Genomic DNA, 17,357 nt, shown 5'->3' with positions numbered 1-17,357 from the left:
ATCACACGTAAACTTATTTGCCCGGATCGTGTTTAACCTGTTTTAAAATTCATCACCTATGCAGAAAATTATATTGATTATAATAGCTGTTTTCTTTGCTTTCCAGGCGAAAGCCCAGGATGACAATAAGCGGACTACAGATGCTAAAACAGGCCAAGAAATCCTTATCGGAACCGTTACCCGTGAAGGATTAATGTCAATGGGCGATTGGTTTCAACAGTCATATGACACTTACACACCTGATTCAACCACCGTTGAACTCATTAAATCACACAGCTCAAATTACCCGTGGGTATTCATTGTTTTAGGCACCTGGTGTGGCGACAGCCGCGAACAGGTTCCACATTTCTTTAAAGTGATGGATGCATTGCAATACCCTAAAGAGCAAATATTTTTGGTAGCTGTTGACCGCGACAAAAAAGCGGGCAACTTTTGTGTTGGAGACTATAACATCAAACTGGTTCCAACCTTTATTATAACCAAAGATGGAGATGAAATGGGGCGAATTATTGAAACTCCCGTTCAAAATATTGAAAAGGATTTTCTTGACATTCTTAACGGAAGAATATCAGCCCCGGAAGGAAACTAAACAGCCACACTCAATCTATTCAGCATGATAATTTACAAGACGATTAAAGAAATGCAAGCCTGGGCTTCATCTATGAGGCAATCGGGTCACAGTATCGGTTTTGTGCCAACGATGGGAGCATTACACGAAGGACATCTTTCTTTAATCAGACAAGCACGAGCTAACAACGACAGGGTTGTGGCCAGCATCTTTGTAAATCCCATTCAGTTTAACAACCCCGAAGATCTGGAAAAATACCCAAGAACACTTGAACGTGATGTGGAATTACTTTCATCAGCAGGTTGCGATGTTGTATTTGCTCCTTCGGTGGATGAAATGTATCCTGAAAAAGTGGAGAAACAATATGAATTTGGAGAATTAGCCACCGTTATGGAAGGCGCATTCCGGCCGGGCCATTTTAATGGAGTAGCTGTAGTAGTACACCGGTTGTTCGACATTACAATGCCCACCCGTTCTTATTTTGGCGAAAAAGACTTTCAGCAGCTTCAAATCATTAAGGCTCTGGTAAAAAATGAGCATCTTGATGTAGAGATAGTCCCCTGCCCTATCAGTCGAGAAGATGACGGGCTTGCCCGCAGCTCACGCAATGAACGCCTAACACCCCAGATGCGCAAAGCAGCTCCTTATATTTATATGGTGCTGAAAGAAGCTAAAAATCTGGCAACTGCTCATACTGCCGAGCAAATTATCGGCTTTGTCAACAAAAAATTTGAAGACCATCCCTTGTTAAAACTTGAATATTTCTCCATTAACCATGCACAAAATCTGCAAGCCATCAAAGGAGAAATAAAGCCGGAAAGCTACGGGTTTATTGCTGTATTTGCCGGCGAAATAAGGCTGATTGACAATATAAGATTAATTTGAGTATCTTTGCAGCATCATGACAATAGAACTATTAAAATCAAAAATCCACAGGGCAACTGTCACCGAATCCAACTTGCATTATATTGGAAGCATCGGAATTGATGAAGACCTTATGGACGCAGCCAATCTTATTGAGTTCGAAAAGGTTCAGGTACTTAACATCAACAATGGCGAGCGCCTCGAAACCTATGTTATAAAAGCAGAACGCGGCAGCGGAATGATTACACTCAACGGAGCAGCTGCCCGCAAGGCAGAAGCCGGAGATTTGGTTATCATAGCAGCTTATGCCCAAATGACACCCGCAGAAGCCCGCACCTTTAAACCGTCTATTGTATTTCCTGACAGCCATAACAAACTTGTATAGCATACATTGAAAAAAAACATTGGCACCATCCTCAGAACCGGCTTTTTTCTGGGAATTGGCATTTTCTTCATCTGGTTGTTTATGCGCAACCTTACAACAGACCAAAAGCACCAGATTTTTCAATCATTAAAGATTGCCAACTATGGCTGGATTGCTGTGGCTATTGTTTTGGGCCTGCTCAGCCATTTGAGCCGCTCGATGCGATGGAAAATACTGATGGAACCCATGGGCTACAAACCTAAAACAACTAATGTTTTTATGGCAGTGCTCATCGGATATCTGGCAAATTTAGCCCTTCCAAGATTAGGTGAAGTAAGCCGTTGCGGCATTCTCACCCGCTACGAAAAAATCCCTTTTAACAAGTCGTTCGGTACAGTTATCACCGAAAGAGCTTTTGATATGCTCACTTTTTTGCTATTGTTTTTTATGCTGATTGTAACCCAATCTGATAAACTTCATATTTATCTGAGTGAAAAAGTTTACGGGCCATTGCAGCAAAAATTCAACTTCAGTGCTGATATGGACAGTACTTTTATTCTGCTGATTATCGGGATGACAATTGCAGGAACAGCACTCATTATTTTTATTAACCGAAAATACAGGCACACTGCATTCTATAAAAAAATATACAATCTTCTACATGGCCTGCTTGAAGGCATCAAATCTCTTACCCGCATAAAAAAACCTTTTCAGTTTATTGCTCATACCATTTTTATCTGGATCATGTACCTTTTGATGGCCTATGTTGTATTTTTCAGTTTAAGTGAAACTTCACAATTAGGGCTGGATGCCGGTCTTGCAGTATTGATATTTGGCTCTATTGGTATAATGGTGGTCCAGGGAGGTATTGGAATCTATCCGGCCATTGTGGCAGAAACCCTGTTTATTTATGCAATTGCCAATACTACCGGCTATGCCCTCGGATGGCTGATATGGGCTTCGCAAACAATTATGATTCTTCTTGCTGGCGTTTTTTCATTACTTTTACTACCTGTTTACAATAAAAACGCTCATGAACATAACGGAATCACTGCTCAGGAAAATACCCAATCAACAGGAACTTGACAGACTGCTCGCCTACTGGAGATTTCAGCAACAGAAAATCGTTTTTACCAACGGTTGCTTTGATATTATTCATCGCGGACATATTGATTATTTAGCCAAAGCTGCCGATCTTGGTCATGTGCTGGTTATAGGACTGAACACCGATGCTTCTGTTAACCGGCTAAAAGGGCCAACCCGACCTATTAACGATGAATATGCCAGAGCCATGGTACTGGCTGCCATGAGTTTCGTTTCTGCCGTTGTATTGTTTGACGAAGACACTCCATACGAACTCATCCGTAAAGTACAACCTGACATCCTGGTTAAAGGTGCCGATTACAAACCCGAAGATATAGTCGGATACGACATTGTAACCGCTAAAGGGGGGCAGGTGGTGACACTTGAATATTTGCCCGGCTATTCAACCAGCATGATTGAAAAGAGAATACGGGCATTTTAACACAACTCACGCTTTACAAGAGATATAAAACTAATTGCATCAAGCCAATCATAAATAAATTCTGAACACCTGAATCCAATCATATGGCTAAAACCAAAACAGCGTTCTTTTGCAGGAATTGTGGAGCGCAATCACCAAAATGGATTGGTAAATGCCCCTCGTGCGGTGAATGGAATACTTATGTTGAAGAAGTTATTCAACGTTCAGAAACAGGAATACCTCAAATTTTAGCTCCTCGCAAACAGGCATTTCCAACGCTCATCACAGACATTGAACTGAGCAGCGAAAACCGCATTGACACAGGCAATAACGAGCTTAACCGGGTGCTTGGAGGCGGATTGGTACCAGGCTCTGTAGTCCTTGTAGGAGGCGAACCGGGAATCGGAAAGTCGACGCTGATGCTCCAGGTAGCCCTTACCATCCAGCATCTGAAGGTATTGTATGTTTCAGGCGAAGAAAGTGAGCAGCAAATCAGAATGCGGGCCGAAAGGCTTGGATTGGGCCAGAATGAGTGTTATGTCCTTACTGAAACTCTGACCACTGAAATACTTGGTCACATTGCCAAACTCAATCCGGGTATTGTGATCATTGACTCCATACAAACGCTGACCAGCGACAACATAGAAGCTTCGGCAGGCAGTATTTCTCAAATTCGCGAAACAGCCGCTGAGTTGCAACGACTTGCCAAAACGGTAAATATTCCAGTTTTTTTAATCGGACACATCACCAAGGAAGGAACCCTGGCAGGCCCTAAACTACTGGAACACATGGTTGATACCGTTCTGCAGTTTGAAGGTGACAGAAACTATGGCTACAGAATACTGCGCTCCGTGAAAAACAGATTTGGAAGCACTTCTGAATTAGGAATTTATGAAATGCAAAGTGGAGGTCTTCGCGAAGTATCCAATCCTTCAGAAATACTGATAACACAACACCAGGAACCTGTGAGCGGAACTGCAGTTGCCGCGACCATTGAAGGTTTGCGACCTATGCTGATAGAGACACAAGCCCTTGTCAGCTCAGCAGCATATGGAACTCCACAACGCTCCTGTACAGGATTTGAAACCCGCCGGTTAAACATGCTTCTAGCCGTACTTGAAAAAAGAAGTGGATTTAAACTGGGTGTTAAAGATGTTTTTCTGAATATAGCCGGGGGCATCAGGGTTGATGACCCAGCAACTGACCTTGCTGTTGTGAGCGCTGTTTTATCATCAAATATTGACATCCCTATCAGCTCAAAAACATGCTTTGCAGCAGAGGTAGGGCTTTCAGGCGAAATCAGACCAGTTACACGTGTTGAACAAAGGGTTTCGGAAGCCGAAAAACTCGGCTTTGAAAATATCGTCATCTCCAGATTAAACATGACCGCAGCTAAAAGCACTGCAAAATCAATCAAAGTTATAGCTGTTGGTAAAATTGAAGATATTTTCAAATACTTATTCGCCTGATGTAGCTATTTTTACCATCAGTTTTCATCAAACAATAATACAATCTCCAATGCTCAGAAAAGGAAAAAAGCTATATCTCCTTATATTGCCATTCCTCTGTACTTTAAGCGTTTCGGCGCAGCAAAGAGAGATTTGCATTACCGGAGGGTTCTCTGAAAACAGCCTTGTTTATTTTGCTCATTTGGCAGGAGGCGCCTCTTATGACAATGAAGGCTCATGGCATTCAGGGCTTCAATTTAACGAAAAACTCACCTCAAAACTGTGGTTTTCAACCGGCTTGATCTATTCAAAGCATTCCATTAAAGTTACACCTGAATTTTTCCCTGGCATTGAAATTCAATCCCGGACAGAAGAAATCCAGTTGATGTCTATCCCTATGGAAGTTAAAGTAGACTTTTTAAAATTTCTTTTTCTAAAAGGGGGGCCAATCATAGATTTGGAATTAAACAGTTTAAATTCGGGGACTGATGCACAATCAGGTTTAGGAATAGAGTTGGGTATAGGCGCAAAAATAAAAATGCACCGGCTGATATTTGAAGTAAATCCATTTGCTAAAGTACATTCAATGCCAGCCTTCAGCCCTGAAAGATATCATCAGCATCTGATAGAATCGGGAATGAATTTTTGTGTTGGATTCTCATTTTAAATTTAGCTCTGATTCAAAAAATGTTTCTGCCAAAAAAATGAAAACCCTCTCAAAAACGCTGCTCATACTTTTTGTAGCCAATATCCTGCGCCTGATTCCCGGCTGTTGCGAATGCGATGAGAGCTCAATTCCTTTTAGCTTTAACAAAATTGACATTACCAATATCGACAATTCGGGAGATTGGGCCGTCATAACGCAAAGCGACTCTATGAAGCCCGAAGCTGTAGCTTTTGAAGTGGCTTTGTTTGATTCGGCCGGATATTACCATCTGGCTCAGAGCTTCTTTTCGACAAATACCGGGTTCAGCAATGCCACCGCCATGAGCTGCGACTGTTCTTATCCACTTCGTGCAATTCAACACCTCTCTTCGCTTAAAATAACCAGTTTATATGCGCTCAATGCACAATATTCAGCGCAAAGCGATGTAACTGAACTTTTTGTAGCCAAGCTGACCAATAACTCCTCCACGGGAAGTAACCTTTATATCCCCCTGCCTGCGCTTTGCAACCAAACGCAAGGCAAAAATTATTACGACAGCGGAGTAGAATCTTTCGGCTTATATCTGACCGTCCCGGTTGAAAACAGCCGGGCTGCATTTATCATTTCTGCCAAACTATCAGACAACAGGATACTTAGCGATACAACAAAGGTTATTACCATATTAAACCGCTAGTTTATGTCAGGAATTTATCGGCAGCTTACCACCCTTTTGCTTATTATTTGGACTAACTCAGCAATTTTTGCCGGTACAGTTGTCCCTGTTGAGAAGTTTTGGTTTGGACTTCAGTTCGGAGGCCGGATTATTCAAAGAGACAGCATGCACAATACAGCGCATCCTGATTTTTTGAATTATCTGTACCAGGCAGAAAAAGGCCCTGATTATGGTTTTATCTCACTTCAATTCAGATTGGCTCCTAACCCGCGCCTGGAATTTGACGTGACAGCCGTAATGCTCAGCAATCTTGCTCCTAATCAGCTGGATTTCGGCACACGGATACAGCTCGACAGTATAAATTCATTCATAAGCTGGGGAATAAATAACTCCCTCTCTGTTTATCCACAGTATTTAGAGGAATTTAACCGCTTTCACCAGATTCGTGACACAGGATATACAGCCGACTTAAACTCCAACTTCAGACAACGCACTATCTTCGACATATGCCTGGCCTCAGGCCCATATATTTCATTCAGAAACAAATATTTACAATCAGCACTCAAGTTAAATGCTGGCATATGCGGATTTATTCCGTTCAATGAACTTATCCTTCAAAAAAAGACTGATGGCAACCTGATGCGTGAAATAAACTACACCACAAAATACAGCCCGGCTCTTTTTTTTAACACAGAAGCCGAAATATGTTTTAAGATTTTCAGTTCCGACAGGATGGAAGCTGGCATGGTAATCAAGGCCAGTCATCTAATTGCAAAGCGTTCAGTCAACTTCACACAAACCACTGCAACCTGGACTGCAGAAAACACAATTATTGAAAATATAAAGCCACCAAAGCAATCATACAGCAAGACAGAATTCCAGGGAGGCATATATATCACCTTCTGAGAGAAACAGTAAGACAATTAGTTGTACTTTTGCACAAGCTGTAAAAGAATCATTGGCAATTAAAAAACCGGCTCAGTTCACAATTTAGTTGCACTTTTTTTTTACAAAAAAAACTCAGGAATAAATTAAACTGACATCAGGAATGAAGCCTGAACAGATTACATTCTCTGCTTAATTCAATCAATTTTATTGTATACCTGGCATTCAAAAGAATCTTTTATTTGTCACAGACACATCCAAACGTTTCTACTTATCAACACTTTTATGGCCATTCCCGGAAAATACAACACACTGAACATAACCAAAATAGTTGACTTTGGTGTATATCTTGATGGCGAACAACTTGGTGAAATTTTACTCCCGATGAAATGGGTTCCTGAGGGTACAACGCCATCAGACAGTCTTGATGTATTTATTTACTTTGATTCAGAAGACAGACTGATAGCTACTACCATGAAACCCTATGCTCAGGTAGGCGAATTTGCCCTGCTAAGGGCAAAAGCTGTAAACGATGTGGGAGCCTTTATGGATTGGGGCCTTGACAAAGATTTATTGGTACCCTATCGCGAACAAAAGGCCAAAATGATTCAGGACAGGTTTTACATCGTGTATATTTATGCTGATTCGCAAACCGGCAGAATTGCAGGTTCGGCCAGACTTGAGCGTTTTTTTGACACTGAACCTGCCGATTTTACTCCAGGCGAAGAAGTTGACCTGCTGATTTGGGCAAAATCAGATTTGGGTTACAAAGCCATTATCAATCATCAATATGAAGGTCTGATTTATGAAAGCAGCGTTTTTCAAGAGTTGGAGCGCGGCCAGCGTATGAAGGGTTATGTGATTAAAGTGCGCGAAGATGGAAAAATTGACCTTGACCTGCAGAAACCGGGTTTTGAAAAAGTAGATGAATTCTCAGCAAAAATACTTGGAATGCTTGAGCAAAATAAAGGCTTTATGGGGGTAAATGATAAAAGTCCGGCAGAAGAAATTTATCTGCTGTTCAGCGTAAGCAAAAAGACTTTTAAAAAAGCCATTGGAGGCCTTTTCAAACAAAGATTGATTACCATCGAAGAAAATGGGATAAGATTGAATAAGAAAGTTTAACTCATAGTCACACATCTTTTGCTTGCTTAACCTTAACTACCGGCCATGCAAGCTCATTTATTCCCCGTAAATAAAGCATTATACACCAGTTTAAATTGCGCTTATTTTAGAACATAAAAAAGCGAAGGTTTGAGCAATTGGGCCATTATTAAATTAATAATATTGCACAAGACAGCTCAAACCTTCAGCATTATTGCCTAATAGAACAATCGGCTACCAGATTTTAATTACCTTATCCTCAACAATATACCTTTTACCACTGGGTTTAATATCAAAAGCCTGGTAAAATGCAGGGATATTGTAAACGATACCATTTACGCGGGCTTCTCCCGGTGAGTGGACATCTTCCTGCAATCTGCGCATAAGCTCTTTATCGCGGATATTGTTCCGCCAAACCTGGGCATAAGAGAGGAAAAAGCGCTGAGAAGAAGTAAATCCATCAATCGTTGCATTCATATCTTTACCTGTCATCGCTTTAAGCAAAGCAGTGTAAGCTATGTTTACCCCTCCCAAATCAGCAATATTCTCACCTAAGGTAAGGCTGCCATCAACATGGAGAGAATCGAGCAACGTATAGTTGTTATAATGGGCAACCAAAGCCTGTGTTTGCTTTTCAAAGTTCACTGCATCTTCCGGTGTCCACCAGTCATGCAGATTACCTTCTTTGTCGTACTGACGTCCCTGGTCATCAAATCCGTGTGTCATTTCGTGTCCGATAACGACACCAATAGCTCCATAATTTACAGCATCGTCGGCATCAAGATAGAAAAACGGCGGTTGCAGAATAGCAGCCGGAAATACTATCTCATTCATATTGGGGCTATAATAGGCGTTAATTGTCTGAGGAGTCATACCCCATTCAGTCCGATCAACTGGTTTTCCTATTTTATCCAATTCGCGTTTGACTGAAAAAGCCCTTGCATTCTTCATGTTTTCATAATAGGAATCAGTTCCAATCACCAACGAACTGTAGTCAATCCATTTATCAGGATATCCAACCTTAACATTGATCTTATCAAGTTTTGCAATCGCTTCATTTTTCGTAGCGTCGGTCATCCAGGCCAGATTGAGAATACGCTCATGCAGGGCTGCTTTCAGGTTATTTACCAGTTCAATCATACGTTGTTTGGCCTGAGCCGGAAAATACTTTTCAACGTAAAGCTGGCCAACTGCTTCGCCCAATGATCCGCTTGTTTCATTAAGCACTCTTTTCCAGCGGGGCTTTTGCTTGGTTGTACCAGACAGCATGGTGCCATAAAAAGCAAAATGCTCTTGATTGAAATCGGATGATAAATAAGATGCTGCATCGTTTATCAGATTCCAGGTAAGATAGTTTTTCCATTGATCAACTGGAATTTTGTTCAGTAAGGAGCTGATTCCGGAAAAGAAACTGACCTGTCCCACATTTACTTCGGTATTTTTATCAAGACCTAAGGTATTGAAATAAGAAGCCCAGTTCATCGCGGGAGCGATTTTTTGCAAACCTTCCAGATTCGTTTTGTTATAATTAGCCACCGGATTGCGAAGCTCCTTGCGTGTTAAAGAAATTTTGGCAAGCTCCGTTTCAAGTTGCATAACATTTGTTGCACAAAGGCTGGCTTCTGCTTCGTTATAACCTAAAAAGCCAAACATTCTGGCAATATGCTTCACATACTCGTTGCGGATATCAGCCGAGCGCTGATCATTGTTCAGATAATAATCACGATCAGGCAAGCCCAGGCCGCCCTGATAAAGCTGGGCAATAACCATATTGCTGTTCTTTTCATCAGACGAGCCAAAGAAATAGAAAAGCGGATAAGCACCTGTAAGATGGTTTGTTGCAATCAGATTTTTAACCTCATCAATTGTGGCAATAGCAGATATCCGATCCAGTTCTGCTTTTACCGGAGTAAGCCCTTCCTGCTCTATTTTTACAGTATCCAGACCTGTGTTATAGAAATCACGGATTTTTTGTTTGACACTACCAGCTACTGCATTTTTATCAGCAGCCGCTTCCTCCATCAAAGTCTGAAGTTGTTTGTAATTTTCCTCTCCCAGTGCTTCAAAGGCGCTGTATCTGCTGTATTCGTCAGGGATAGGATGATTTTTTAACCACGATCCGTTGGCATAAAGATAGAAATTGTCGCCCGGATTTACAGTGGTATCCATGTTGGCAGCATCAATGGCAGGCATAACTTCGGTTTTAGCGGTGTTTTTAGGTGAGCAGCCCGATGCAGCTAGCAGTAAAACAGCACTTCCAGCTGTAGCCTGCATCACCCTTTTAAGTTTAGCGTAATTCATGTTCATTGTTAAACAAGTTTTATAATAGTTAAACAGTGCACAAATGTAAAGAAGTTCCACTCAAAAAACTCTTGCCATACACAGGTTTAACCAGATTGCTGATAAGAAAATAACAATTAGTCATGTTTCAAATTAGCTTTCACAGTTGGGTCAATAGAGGCATTTTCATTATTTTTATAATGGTCTTAAACGACAATTAACTTCTGCCCATCTTATTTAGAATATGTTCAAACTGAAGCCATTCTTGAAAACGGTCAAATTTATTTTTAAATTTGTTAATCTGGAAAGCTTACCTGATTCATTGTTCGAATTCACCAATCACACTTACTGGTTAATCACCTGAACTTGTATGACAAAAGCACATAAACTCTACATTTTCATCCTGTCAATTATCGTTGTTTCAGCTTTTGTTTTTCTTTCTGTAAAAGGATATTCATACTATAGAGTGAGCCTGGAAGAGAGATTTTTTCACCCCGACTACAAACAACTCAAACCCAGTGGAATATGGGGTCACGGACTGGGCATTGCAGGTTCACTGCTGATGATGGCCGGCGTTGCAATTTATGTTGCCCGCAAACGGATGAGGTCATTATCGCGAGTAGGTGTTCTTAAGCATTGGCTTGAATTTCATATATTTTTATGTACACTGGGGCCTGTATTGGTTCTATTTCATACTTCATTCAAGTTTGGAGGCATTGTTGCCATAAGTTTCTGGAGCATGGTGGCCGTTTTTATAAGCGGAATTATAGGCCGTTTCATTTACATTCAGATACCACGCACCATAGAAGGCCGGGAACTAAGCCTGAGTGAAGTCAGAGACATGAAAAGTGACATCGGTGATATTTTATCCTCGACTTACCAACTGGATAAACATATCTACAATCTGATAATAGAGTCGACACGCCGGAAGGCTGAAATACAAAGAGCTTCGCTTCTTTGGACATATACTAAAAATTATTTCAGAGACGTTAATACCATTCAAACCATTAAAAGCCAGTTACGAAAAAATGGCCTTGAAAAATCTGACATCAAGAAAGTAAGTAATCTTGTCAGAAATGAATTGTCGCTCAATCGCAAAATTGACCGGCTTTTATTCATGCAAAACCTTTTTAAATACTGGCATGTTGCCCATCTTCCTTTTGCCATTATCATGTTAATTATCATGATAATACATGTTATTGTTACCATTACTTTCGGTTATAAATGGATTTTCTGAGCATGGAACTACTCATAGAAAATATTCTGGTTTATTCATTAACCTTGCTGCTCAGCGGGCTTATCATTTTTTGGTATTTCCGCAATCAAAAGAAAAAATCAAAAGCGGTTGAGGCAAAAATAGCCCAGGCCAAAATTGAAGGATTGTTTGAACCCGTATCACTACACCCGGTTATTGACACAAATAGCTGTATCAGAACCGGAGCCTGTGTTGCAGCCTGCCCTGAAAAGGACATTATTGGCATTGTCAATGGCAAAGCCACAACTATTAATGCATCACATTGCATAGGTCATGGAGCATGTTTCCATGCCTGCCCTACCCAGGCCATAACACTGTGTATTGGAACCGAAAAAAGAGGGGTTGAGCTGCCACATGTAAACCAAACTTTTGAAACCAATGTCACCGGAATATACATAGCTGGAGAATTAGGAGGAATGGGGCTCATAAAAAATGCAGTTGAGCAAGGGAAACAAGCAGTTGAAAATATTGCTAAAACTTCAAAAATACAGCATGATGCAACTTACGATTTAATTGTTGTTGGTGCAGGGCCAGCAGGAATATCAGCTTCACTTACTGCTAAAAAGCTCAGGTTAAAATGCCTCACTCTTGAGCAGTACACACTGGGAGGAACCGTTTTTACCTTTCCCCGCTCCAAAGTGGTTATGACATCGGCAATGGACCTGCCTTTATATGGAAAGGTAAAACTATTTGAAACAAGTAAAGCTGAACTTCTGTCTGTTTGGATGGAGGCTCTTAAAAAAAATGACATAAGCATCACCGAAAACTCAAAAGTTGAAACAATTGTAGCATCAGGAAATATTTTCGAAGTAAACACTTTATCGGGTCAGAAATTCACGGCAAAAAATATTTTGCTGGCTATCGGAAGAAGAGGCACTCCCCGTAAACTGGGTGTACCTGGCGAAAATCTCGAAAAAGTGGCTTACCGATTACTGGAACCTGAAGAAATAAAAGGCAAAAACATTGTTGTTGTGGGCGGTGGCGATTCTGCCATTGAATCGACCTTGTTGCTGGCCGGGCAAAATAATGTGATGCTTTCGTACAGAAGCGAAGCCTTTAACCGCCTGAAACCTAAAAACAGCCAATTGATAAACGAAGCAGCCGAGAAGAAAAAAATTCAGTTGTTTTATAACACTCAGGTACATGAAATCACAAAAGATGACATTGCCATTGAGAACAACAAAACAGGTGAAATAAAACGGTTTGAAAATGATTTAGTATACATATTTGCCGGAGGAGAACTTCCAACTCAATTTCTGATTAAATCAGGAATTCAGATTACTAAAAAGTTTGGCGAAGCAATTTTAAAGCACAACTAATCAGCAAACTATGAAGCAGTTGAAATATATTTACACCTGTTTGTTGATTTTAGCTCTGAGTTTCTGTGCTTCAGGACAAATCTCACCGGGCGATCTGGCAGAAGTACATGCTCACCTTGAGGGAATGTCAAACTGCACCAAATGTCATTCACTTGGAGCTCAGGTTTCTGATGAAAAGTGCCTTGCCTGCCACACTGAACTTAAAGCACGCATAGATCAAAAAAAAGGATACCATTCCTCTCCAAAACTTTATAAAAAAACCTGTACCATTTGCCATAGCGACCACCATGGCCGTAAATTCGACATATTACATTTCGACATCACAAAATTTGATCATAATCTGACCGGCTATAAGCTTGAAGGCGCTCATGCACAAAAAGAATGCAAAGACTGCCATAAGGCTGAAAACATTGTTGACCCGGCAATTAAAAAGAAAAAGAAAACATACCTCGGCCTCGATACGCAATGCCTCTCCTGTCATGCCGATTATCACCAGAAAACACTTTCGGGCAATTGCGCAGACTGCCATACAAATGAGAAATTTAAACCAGCCTCAAGGTTTAACCACTCTAAATCAAAATTTCCGTTAAAAGGCCAACACAAAACCGTTGAATGTGTTAAATGCCATGAGCTTAAAACACTGAACGGCAAAGCTTTTCAAAACTTCACAGGACTGAAATTTAAAAATTGTGTCGATTGTCATGCCGATCCTCATCAAAATAAGTTTGGTCAAAACTGTGTAGAATGTCACTCCGAAGAATCATTCAGGACTATTAAAAGCATTGACCGGTTTGACCATAGTAAAACCAGATTTAATTTAAATGGCAGGCACGCGAATTTAACCTGTGCCAAATGTCATAAAGGAAGTTACACCAACCCAATTAAACACAGCAGATGTTCCGATTGTCATGCCGACTATCACAATGGTGAGATGATCAGTCAGAATCAAACGCCTGATTGCAAAGAATGTCACAATGAAGATGGATTTCAGCCATCAAATTACACCATTGAGCGCCATCAGAACAACATTTTCAGATTAGAAGGCGCACACATCGCAACACCCTGCATAGCCTGTCATAAAAAGAATGAAACCTGGGCATTTAAAAAAATCGGGCTTAAGTGTAAAGATTGCCACGAGGATATCCACAAGTCATACCTTGACTCAAAGTATTATCCTGAGGCCAATTGTCTTAAATGCCACTCAGTTGCCTCATGGGTAGAAGTGAGTTTTGACCATAACCAAACCAAATACCTTCTTACCGGAAAACACCAAACACAAACCTGCCGCTCATGCCATGCGCAAAAGCAGAAAGAAACCGACCTCAATCTGCAGTTTACCGGATTAACTTCAACATGTACGAATTGCCATCCTGATGAGCACTCAGGACAATTTAATGTAGACAATAAAACGGAATGTTCCAAATGCCATATACCTGACGGATGGAAATCAAAACCATTTGATCATAACCAATCCAGATTTAAACTGGATGGTAAGCATAAAAGTGTCGCTTGTGTCAAGTGTCATCCAAGCATTGATGACGCCAGCAAATCCTATGTTTTATATAAAACCGGAAAGATCAAATGCGAAAACTGTCATTAATCATCGGCACACTGGTAATCTTAACCTCACTCACAATGATTGTTTCTTCGCCTCATGGCAAGGATTTCAGGGTGAGTTGCGACAATTGCCATAATTCTGAAAGCTGGAAAGTAAATACAGACAGTATACAGTTCAATCATGATACCACTGCCATGCCGCTCACTGGCCAACACAAACAAACCAGTTGTAGATCATGTCACACTTCACTTGTTTTTAAGGATGCAAAAACCGAATGCAATTCATGTCATACAGATATGCATGAGCAAACAACAGGGCCTGACTGCGCCAGATGCCATAATTCTGACGCATGGATTATTCAGGATATTGCCCGGCTACATGAGCAAACCCGGTTTCCGATACTGGGTGCGCACAAAAACGCCGACTGCTCGGCATGCCATCCGTCAGAATCACTGCTAAAGTTTGAACCAGTAGGGATTGAATGTTTTGATTGTCATCAGGCAGATTATGTAGCTACCAGTAATCCTAACCATTCCGTTGCCGGATATTCTACATTATGCAACGAATGCCACTTCGTTAGCAGTTACTCATGGCTCGAGTTTAATACACATGACGCTCAGTTCTTTCCAATTTATACCGGAACACATAATGGCGTTTGGAGTTCGTGTTCTGATTGCCATACCAACCCATCCAATTACGGAGAATTTGAATGTATCAATTGCCATGAGCATAATCGGGGAAGCATGGACAGTAATCATGGTGGTGTTTCAGGATACAGTTATAATAGTATCGCTTGTTATGGCTGCCACCCAACAGGTTCAGGCGAAGGAAGCTTTAACCACAACTCAACAGCATTTCCTCTAACTGGGGCTCATACCAATGCAACCTGTCTTGAGTGCCATTCTTCAGGTTATGCAGGTACATCAACAAATTGCGCTGACTGTCACCAGTCTGATTTTAACCAATCATCAAATCCCAGTCATACAACCGCCGGCATTCCAAATACCTGTGCCACTTGCCACACCACTGAACCGGGCTGGAAGCCGGCAACATTCCCAATACACAATGAAATATACGCACTGAATGGAGCACATGCTGCAATTTCAAACAATTGCGCAAGCTGTCATAACGGCAATTACAACAACACGCCTAACACTTGCGTTGGATGTCATTTAGATGATTACAATCAAACAGACAATCCACCGCATATTACATCTCAATTTTCAACTGAGTGCCTCACATGTCACAATGAGAATGCCTGGTCACCAGCCAATTTCAATCACGATGCTCAATATTTCCCCATTTATTCAGGAAAACACAATGGCGAATGGGCCTCATGTGCCGATTGCCATACCAATGCATCTGATTATACCGTATTCAGTTGCATAGACTGCCACGCCCACAACTTACAAGACACCGATATTCAACACGCTAACACAGGCGGATATGTATATAACAGTGATGCATGTTTTGCCTGCCATCCAACCGGAGATGCATCTGAAACATTTGATCATAATACAACAGCATTCCCTTTAACAGGAGCTCATACCGGTGCCAGTTGTCGTGACTGTCACACCAATGGATATCAGGGCACTACCACCCTATGCAGCGATTGCCACCAGGCTGATTTTAACCAGGCGATAAATCCCAATCATACAACAGCCGGCATTCCAAATACCTGTGCCACTTGCCACACCACTGAACCGGGATGGCAACCTGCCACATTCCCGATTCATAATCAGGTTTATCCGCTAAACGGAGCACATGCAGCTATTTCGGGCAACTGCGCTACCTGCCACAACGGCAACTACAACAACACGCCTAACACCTGCGTTGGATGCCACCTTGACAATTACAACCAAACAACCAACCCGCCGCATGCCTCGGCTCAATTTTCGACTGAATGCCTGACATGCCACAGCGAAAATGCCTGGTCGCCGGCAAACTTTAACCACGATGCTCAATATTTCCCCATTTATTCAGGAAAGCACAATGGCGAATGGACAACTTGCGCCGATTGCCATACCAATGCCTCCAACTATCCGGCTTTCAGTTGTATTGATTGTCATGAGCACAATCAGTCAGACATGAACAATGAGCATCAGGGCGTGAACGGATACGCTTATAACAGCCCTGCATGTTTTGCCTGCCACCCAACCGGCGACGCATCGGCAGCCTTTAACCACAGCACCACTTCATTTCCATTGACAGGAGGTCACACAACCACTGTTTGCCAGGATTGTCACACCAATGGTTATCAGGGCACCACCAGCATTTGCAGCGATTGCCATCAGGCTGATTTTAACCAGGCGATAAATCCCAATCATACAACAGCTGGCATTCCCAATACCTGTGCCACTTGCCACACCACTGAACCGGGATGGCAACCTGCCTCATTCCCGATTCATAATCAGGTTTATCCGCTAAACGGAGCACATGCAGCTATTTCGGGCAACTGCGCTACCTGCCACAACGGCAACTACAACAACACACCTAACACCTGCGTTGGATGCCATTTGGATAATTATAACCAAACAACCAACCCGCCGCATGCCTCGGCTCAATTTTCAACTGAATGCCTGACATGCCACAGCGAGAATGCCTGGTCGCCGGCAAACTTTAACCACGATGCTCAATATTTCCCCATTTATTCAGGAAAGCACAATGGCGAATGGACAACTTGCGCCGATTGCCATACCAATGCTTCAAATTATGCTATTTTCAGCTGCATTGATTGTCATGAGCATAATCAGTCAGACATGAACAATGAGCATCAGGGTGTGAACGGCTACGCATATAACAGCATTGCTTGCTTCAACTGTCACCCAAACGGGAATGGCGACAAAAAAAGTATCAGATTGAATATCAGGGAAAACTAAGCACGAAACC

Annotated in this window: 15 protein-coding genes; 14 read left to right on the top strand and 1 reads right to left on the bottom strand. The window is 41.7% G+C overall.

Translation table 11 applies throughout. From position 1 onward, the window contains the following. The first annotated feature begins 58 nt into the window (after positions 1-58). The 10 genes from H6541_01690 (at position 59) to H6541_01645 (ending at position 8,077) form a co-directional block, all read left to right on the top strand. Positions 59-589, top strand: a complete 531-nt coding sequence (locus H6541_01690; protein ID MCB9014476.1) for a thioredoxin family protein — start codon at positions 59-61, stop codon at positions 587-589. A gap of 24 nt (positions 590-613) precedes the next feature. Then, positions 614-1,453 (top strand): pantoate--beta-alanine ligase, encoded by an 840-nt coding sequence (locus H6541_01685; GenBank protein MCB9014475.1) that lies wholly within the window; start codon positions 614-616, stop codon positions 1,451-1,453. Between the two features lie 16 nt (positions 1,454-1,469). Next, complete coding sequence (locus H6541_01680; protein MCB9014474.1) at positions 1,470-1,817, top strand: aspartate 1-decarboxylase; 348 nt, start codon at positions 1,470-1,472, stop codon at positions 1,815-1,817. A 6-nt stretch (positions 1,818-1,823) separates the two neighbouring features. Next, a complete protein-coding gene (locus H6541_01675; protein ID MCB9014473.1) occupies positions 1,824-2,882 on the top strand; it encodes a flippase-like domain-containing protein in 1,059 nt (352 codons plus the stop codon). Then, entirely contained in the window at positions 2,830-3,321 is a 492-nt protein-coding gene (rfaE2, locus tag H6541_01670; protein MCB9014472.1) for a D-glycero-beta-D-manno-heptose 1-phosphate adenylyltransferase, read from the top strand. Before H6541_01675 ends, rfaE2 begins: the two co-directional genes overlap by 53 nt. 83 nt (positions 3,322-3,404) lie before the next feature. Then, positions 3,405-4,769, top strand: coding sequence for a DNA repair protein RadA (gene radA, locus H6541_01665; GenBank protein ID MCB9014471.1), 1,365 nt, complete (start codon positions 3,405-3,407; stop codon positions 4,767-4,769). 49 nt (positions 4,770-4,818) lie between these two features. Then, on the top strand, positions 4,819-5,415 hold the full coding sequence (locus H6541_01660; protein MCB9014470.1) for a hypothetical protein: 597 nt from the start codon (positions 4,819-4,821) through the stop codon (positions 5,413-5,415). A 37-nt stretch (positions 5,416-5,452) separates the two neighbouring features. After that, positions 5,453-6,088, top strand: a complete 636-nt coding sequence (locus H6541_01655; GenBank protein MCB9014469.1) for a DUF5034 domain-containing protein — start codon at positions 5,453-5,455, stop codon at positions 6,086-6,088. 3 nt (positions 6,089-6,091) lie between these two features. Next, a complete protein-coding gene (locus H6541_01650) occupies positions 6,092-6,973 on the top strand; it encodes a hypothetical protein (protein MCB9014468.1) in 882 nt (293 codons plus the stop codon). Positions 6,974-7,237: 264 nt separating this feature from the next. Further along, positions 7,238-8,077 (top strand): GntR family transcriptional regulator, encoded by an 840-nt coding sequence (locus H6541_01645; protein MCB9014467.1) that lies wholly within the window; start codon positions 7,238-7,240, stop codon positions 8,075-8,077. 213 nt (positions 8,078-8,290) lie between these two features. Here H6541_01645 and H6541_01640 read toward each other — a convergent pair whose 3' ends face one another. Beyond that, positions 8,291-10,330: a M13 family metallopeptidase gene (locus H6541_01640; GenBank protein MCB9014466.1), complete on the bottom strand. Its 2,040-nt coding sequence runs from the start codon at positions 10,328-10,330 to the stop codon at positions 8,291-8,293. 376 nt (positions 10,331-10,706) lie between these two features. Here H6541_01640 and H6541_01635 point away from each other — a divergent pair, with 376 nt between their 5' ends. From H6541_01635 to H6541_01620, 4 genes are read left to right on the top strand one after another with little or no spacing between them, the layout of a single operon-like run. Further along, positions 10,707-11,573: a hypothetical protein gene (locus H6541_01635; protein ID MCB9014465.1), complete on the top strand. Its 867-nt coding sequence runs from the start codon at positions 10,707-10,709 to the stop codon at positions 11,571-11,573. 2 nt (positions 11,574-11,575) lie between these two features. Then, positions 11,576-12,910 (top strand): NAD(P)-binding domain-containing protein, encoded by a 1,335-nt coding sequence (locus H6541_01630; GenBank protein MCB9014464.1) that lies wholly within the window; start codon positions 11,576-11,578, stop codon positions 12,908-12,910. 10 nt (positions 12,911-12,920) lie between these two features. Beyond that, positions 12,921-14,510, top strand: coding sequence for a cytochrome C (locus tag H6541_01625; protein ID MCB9014463.1), 1,590 nt, complete (start codon positions 12,921-12,923; stop codon positions 14,508-14,510). Further along, positions 14,492-17,347: a hypothetical protein gene (locus tag H6541_01620; GenBank protein MCB9014462.1), complete on the top strand. Its 2,856-nt coding sequence runs from the start codon at positions 14,492-14,494 to the stop codon at positions 17,345-17,347. The genes H6541_01625 and H6541_01620 overlap by 19 nt, the downstream gene beginning before the upstream one ends. The last annotated feature ends 10 nt before the right edge of the window (positions 17,348-17,357 follow it).

It is taken from the genome of Lentimicrobiaceae bacterium (genome assembly GCA_020636745.1).
In the GTDB taxonomy this organism is placed as follows: Bacteria; Bacteroidota; Bacteroidia; order Bacteroidales; family Lentimicrobiaceae; genus Lentimicrobium.
Note: the sequence above shows the minus strand (reverse complement) of the source record. Positions and strands in the feature narration are given on the sequence as shown.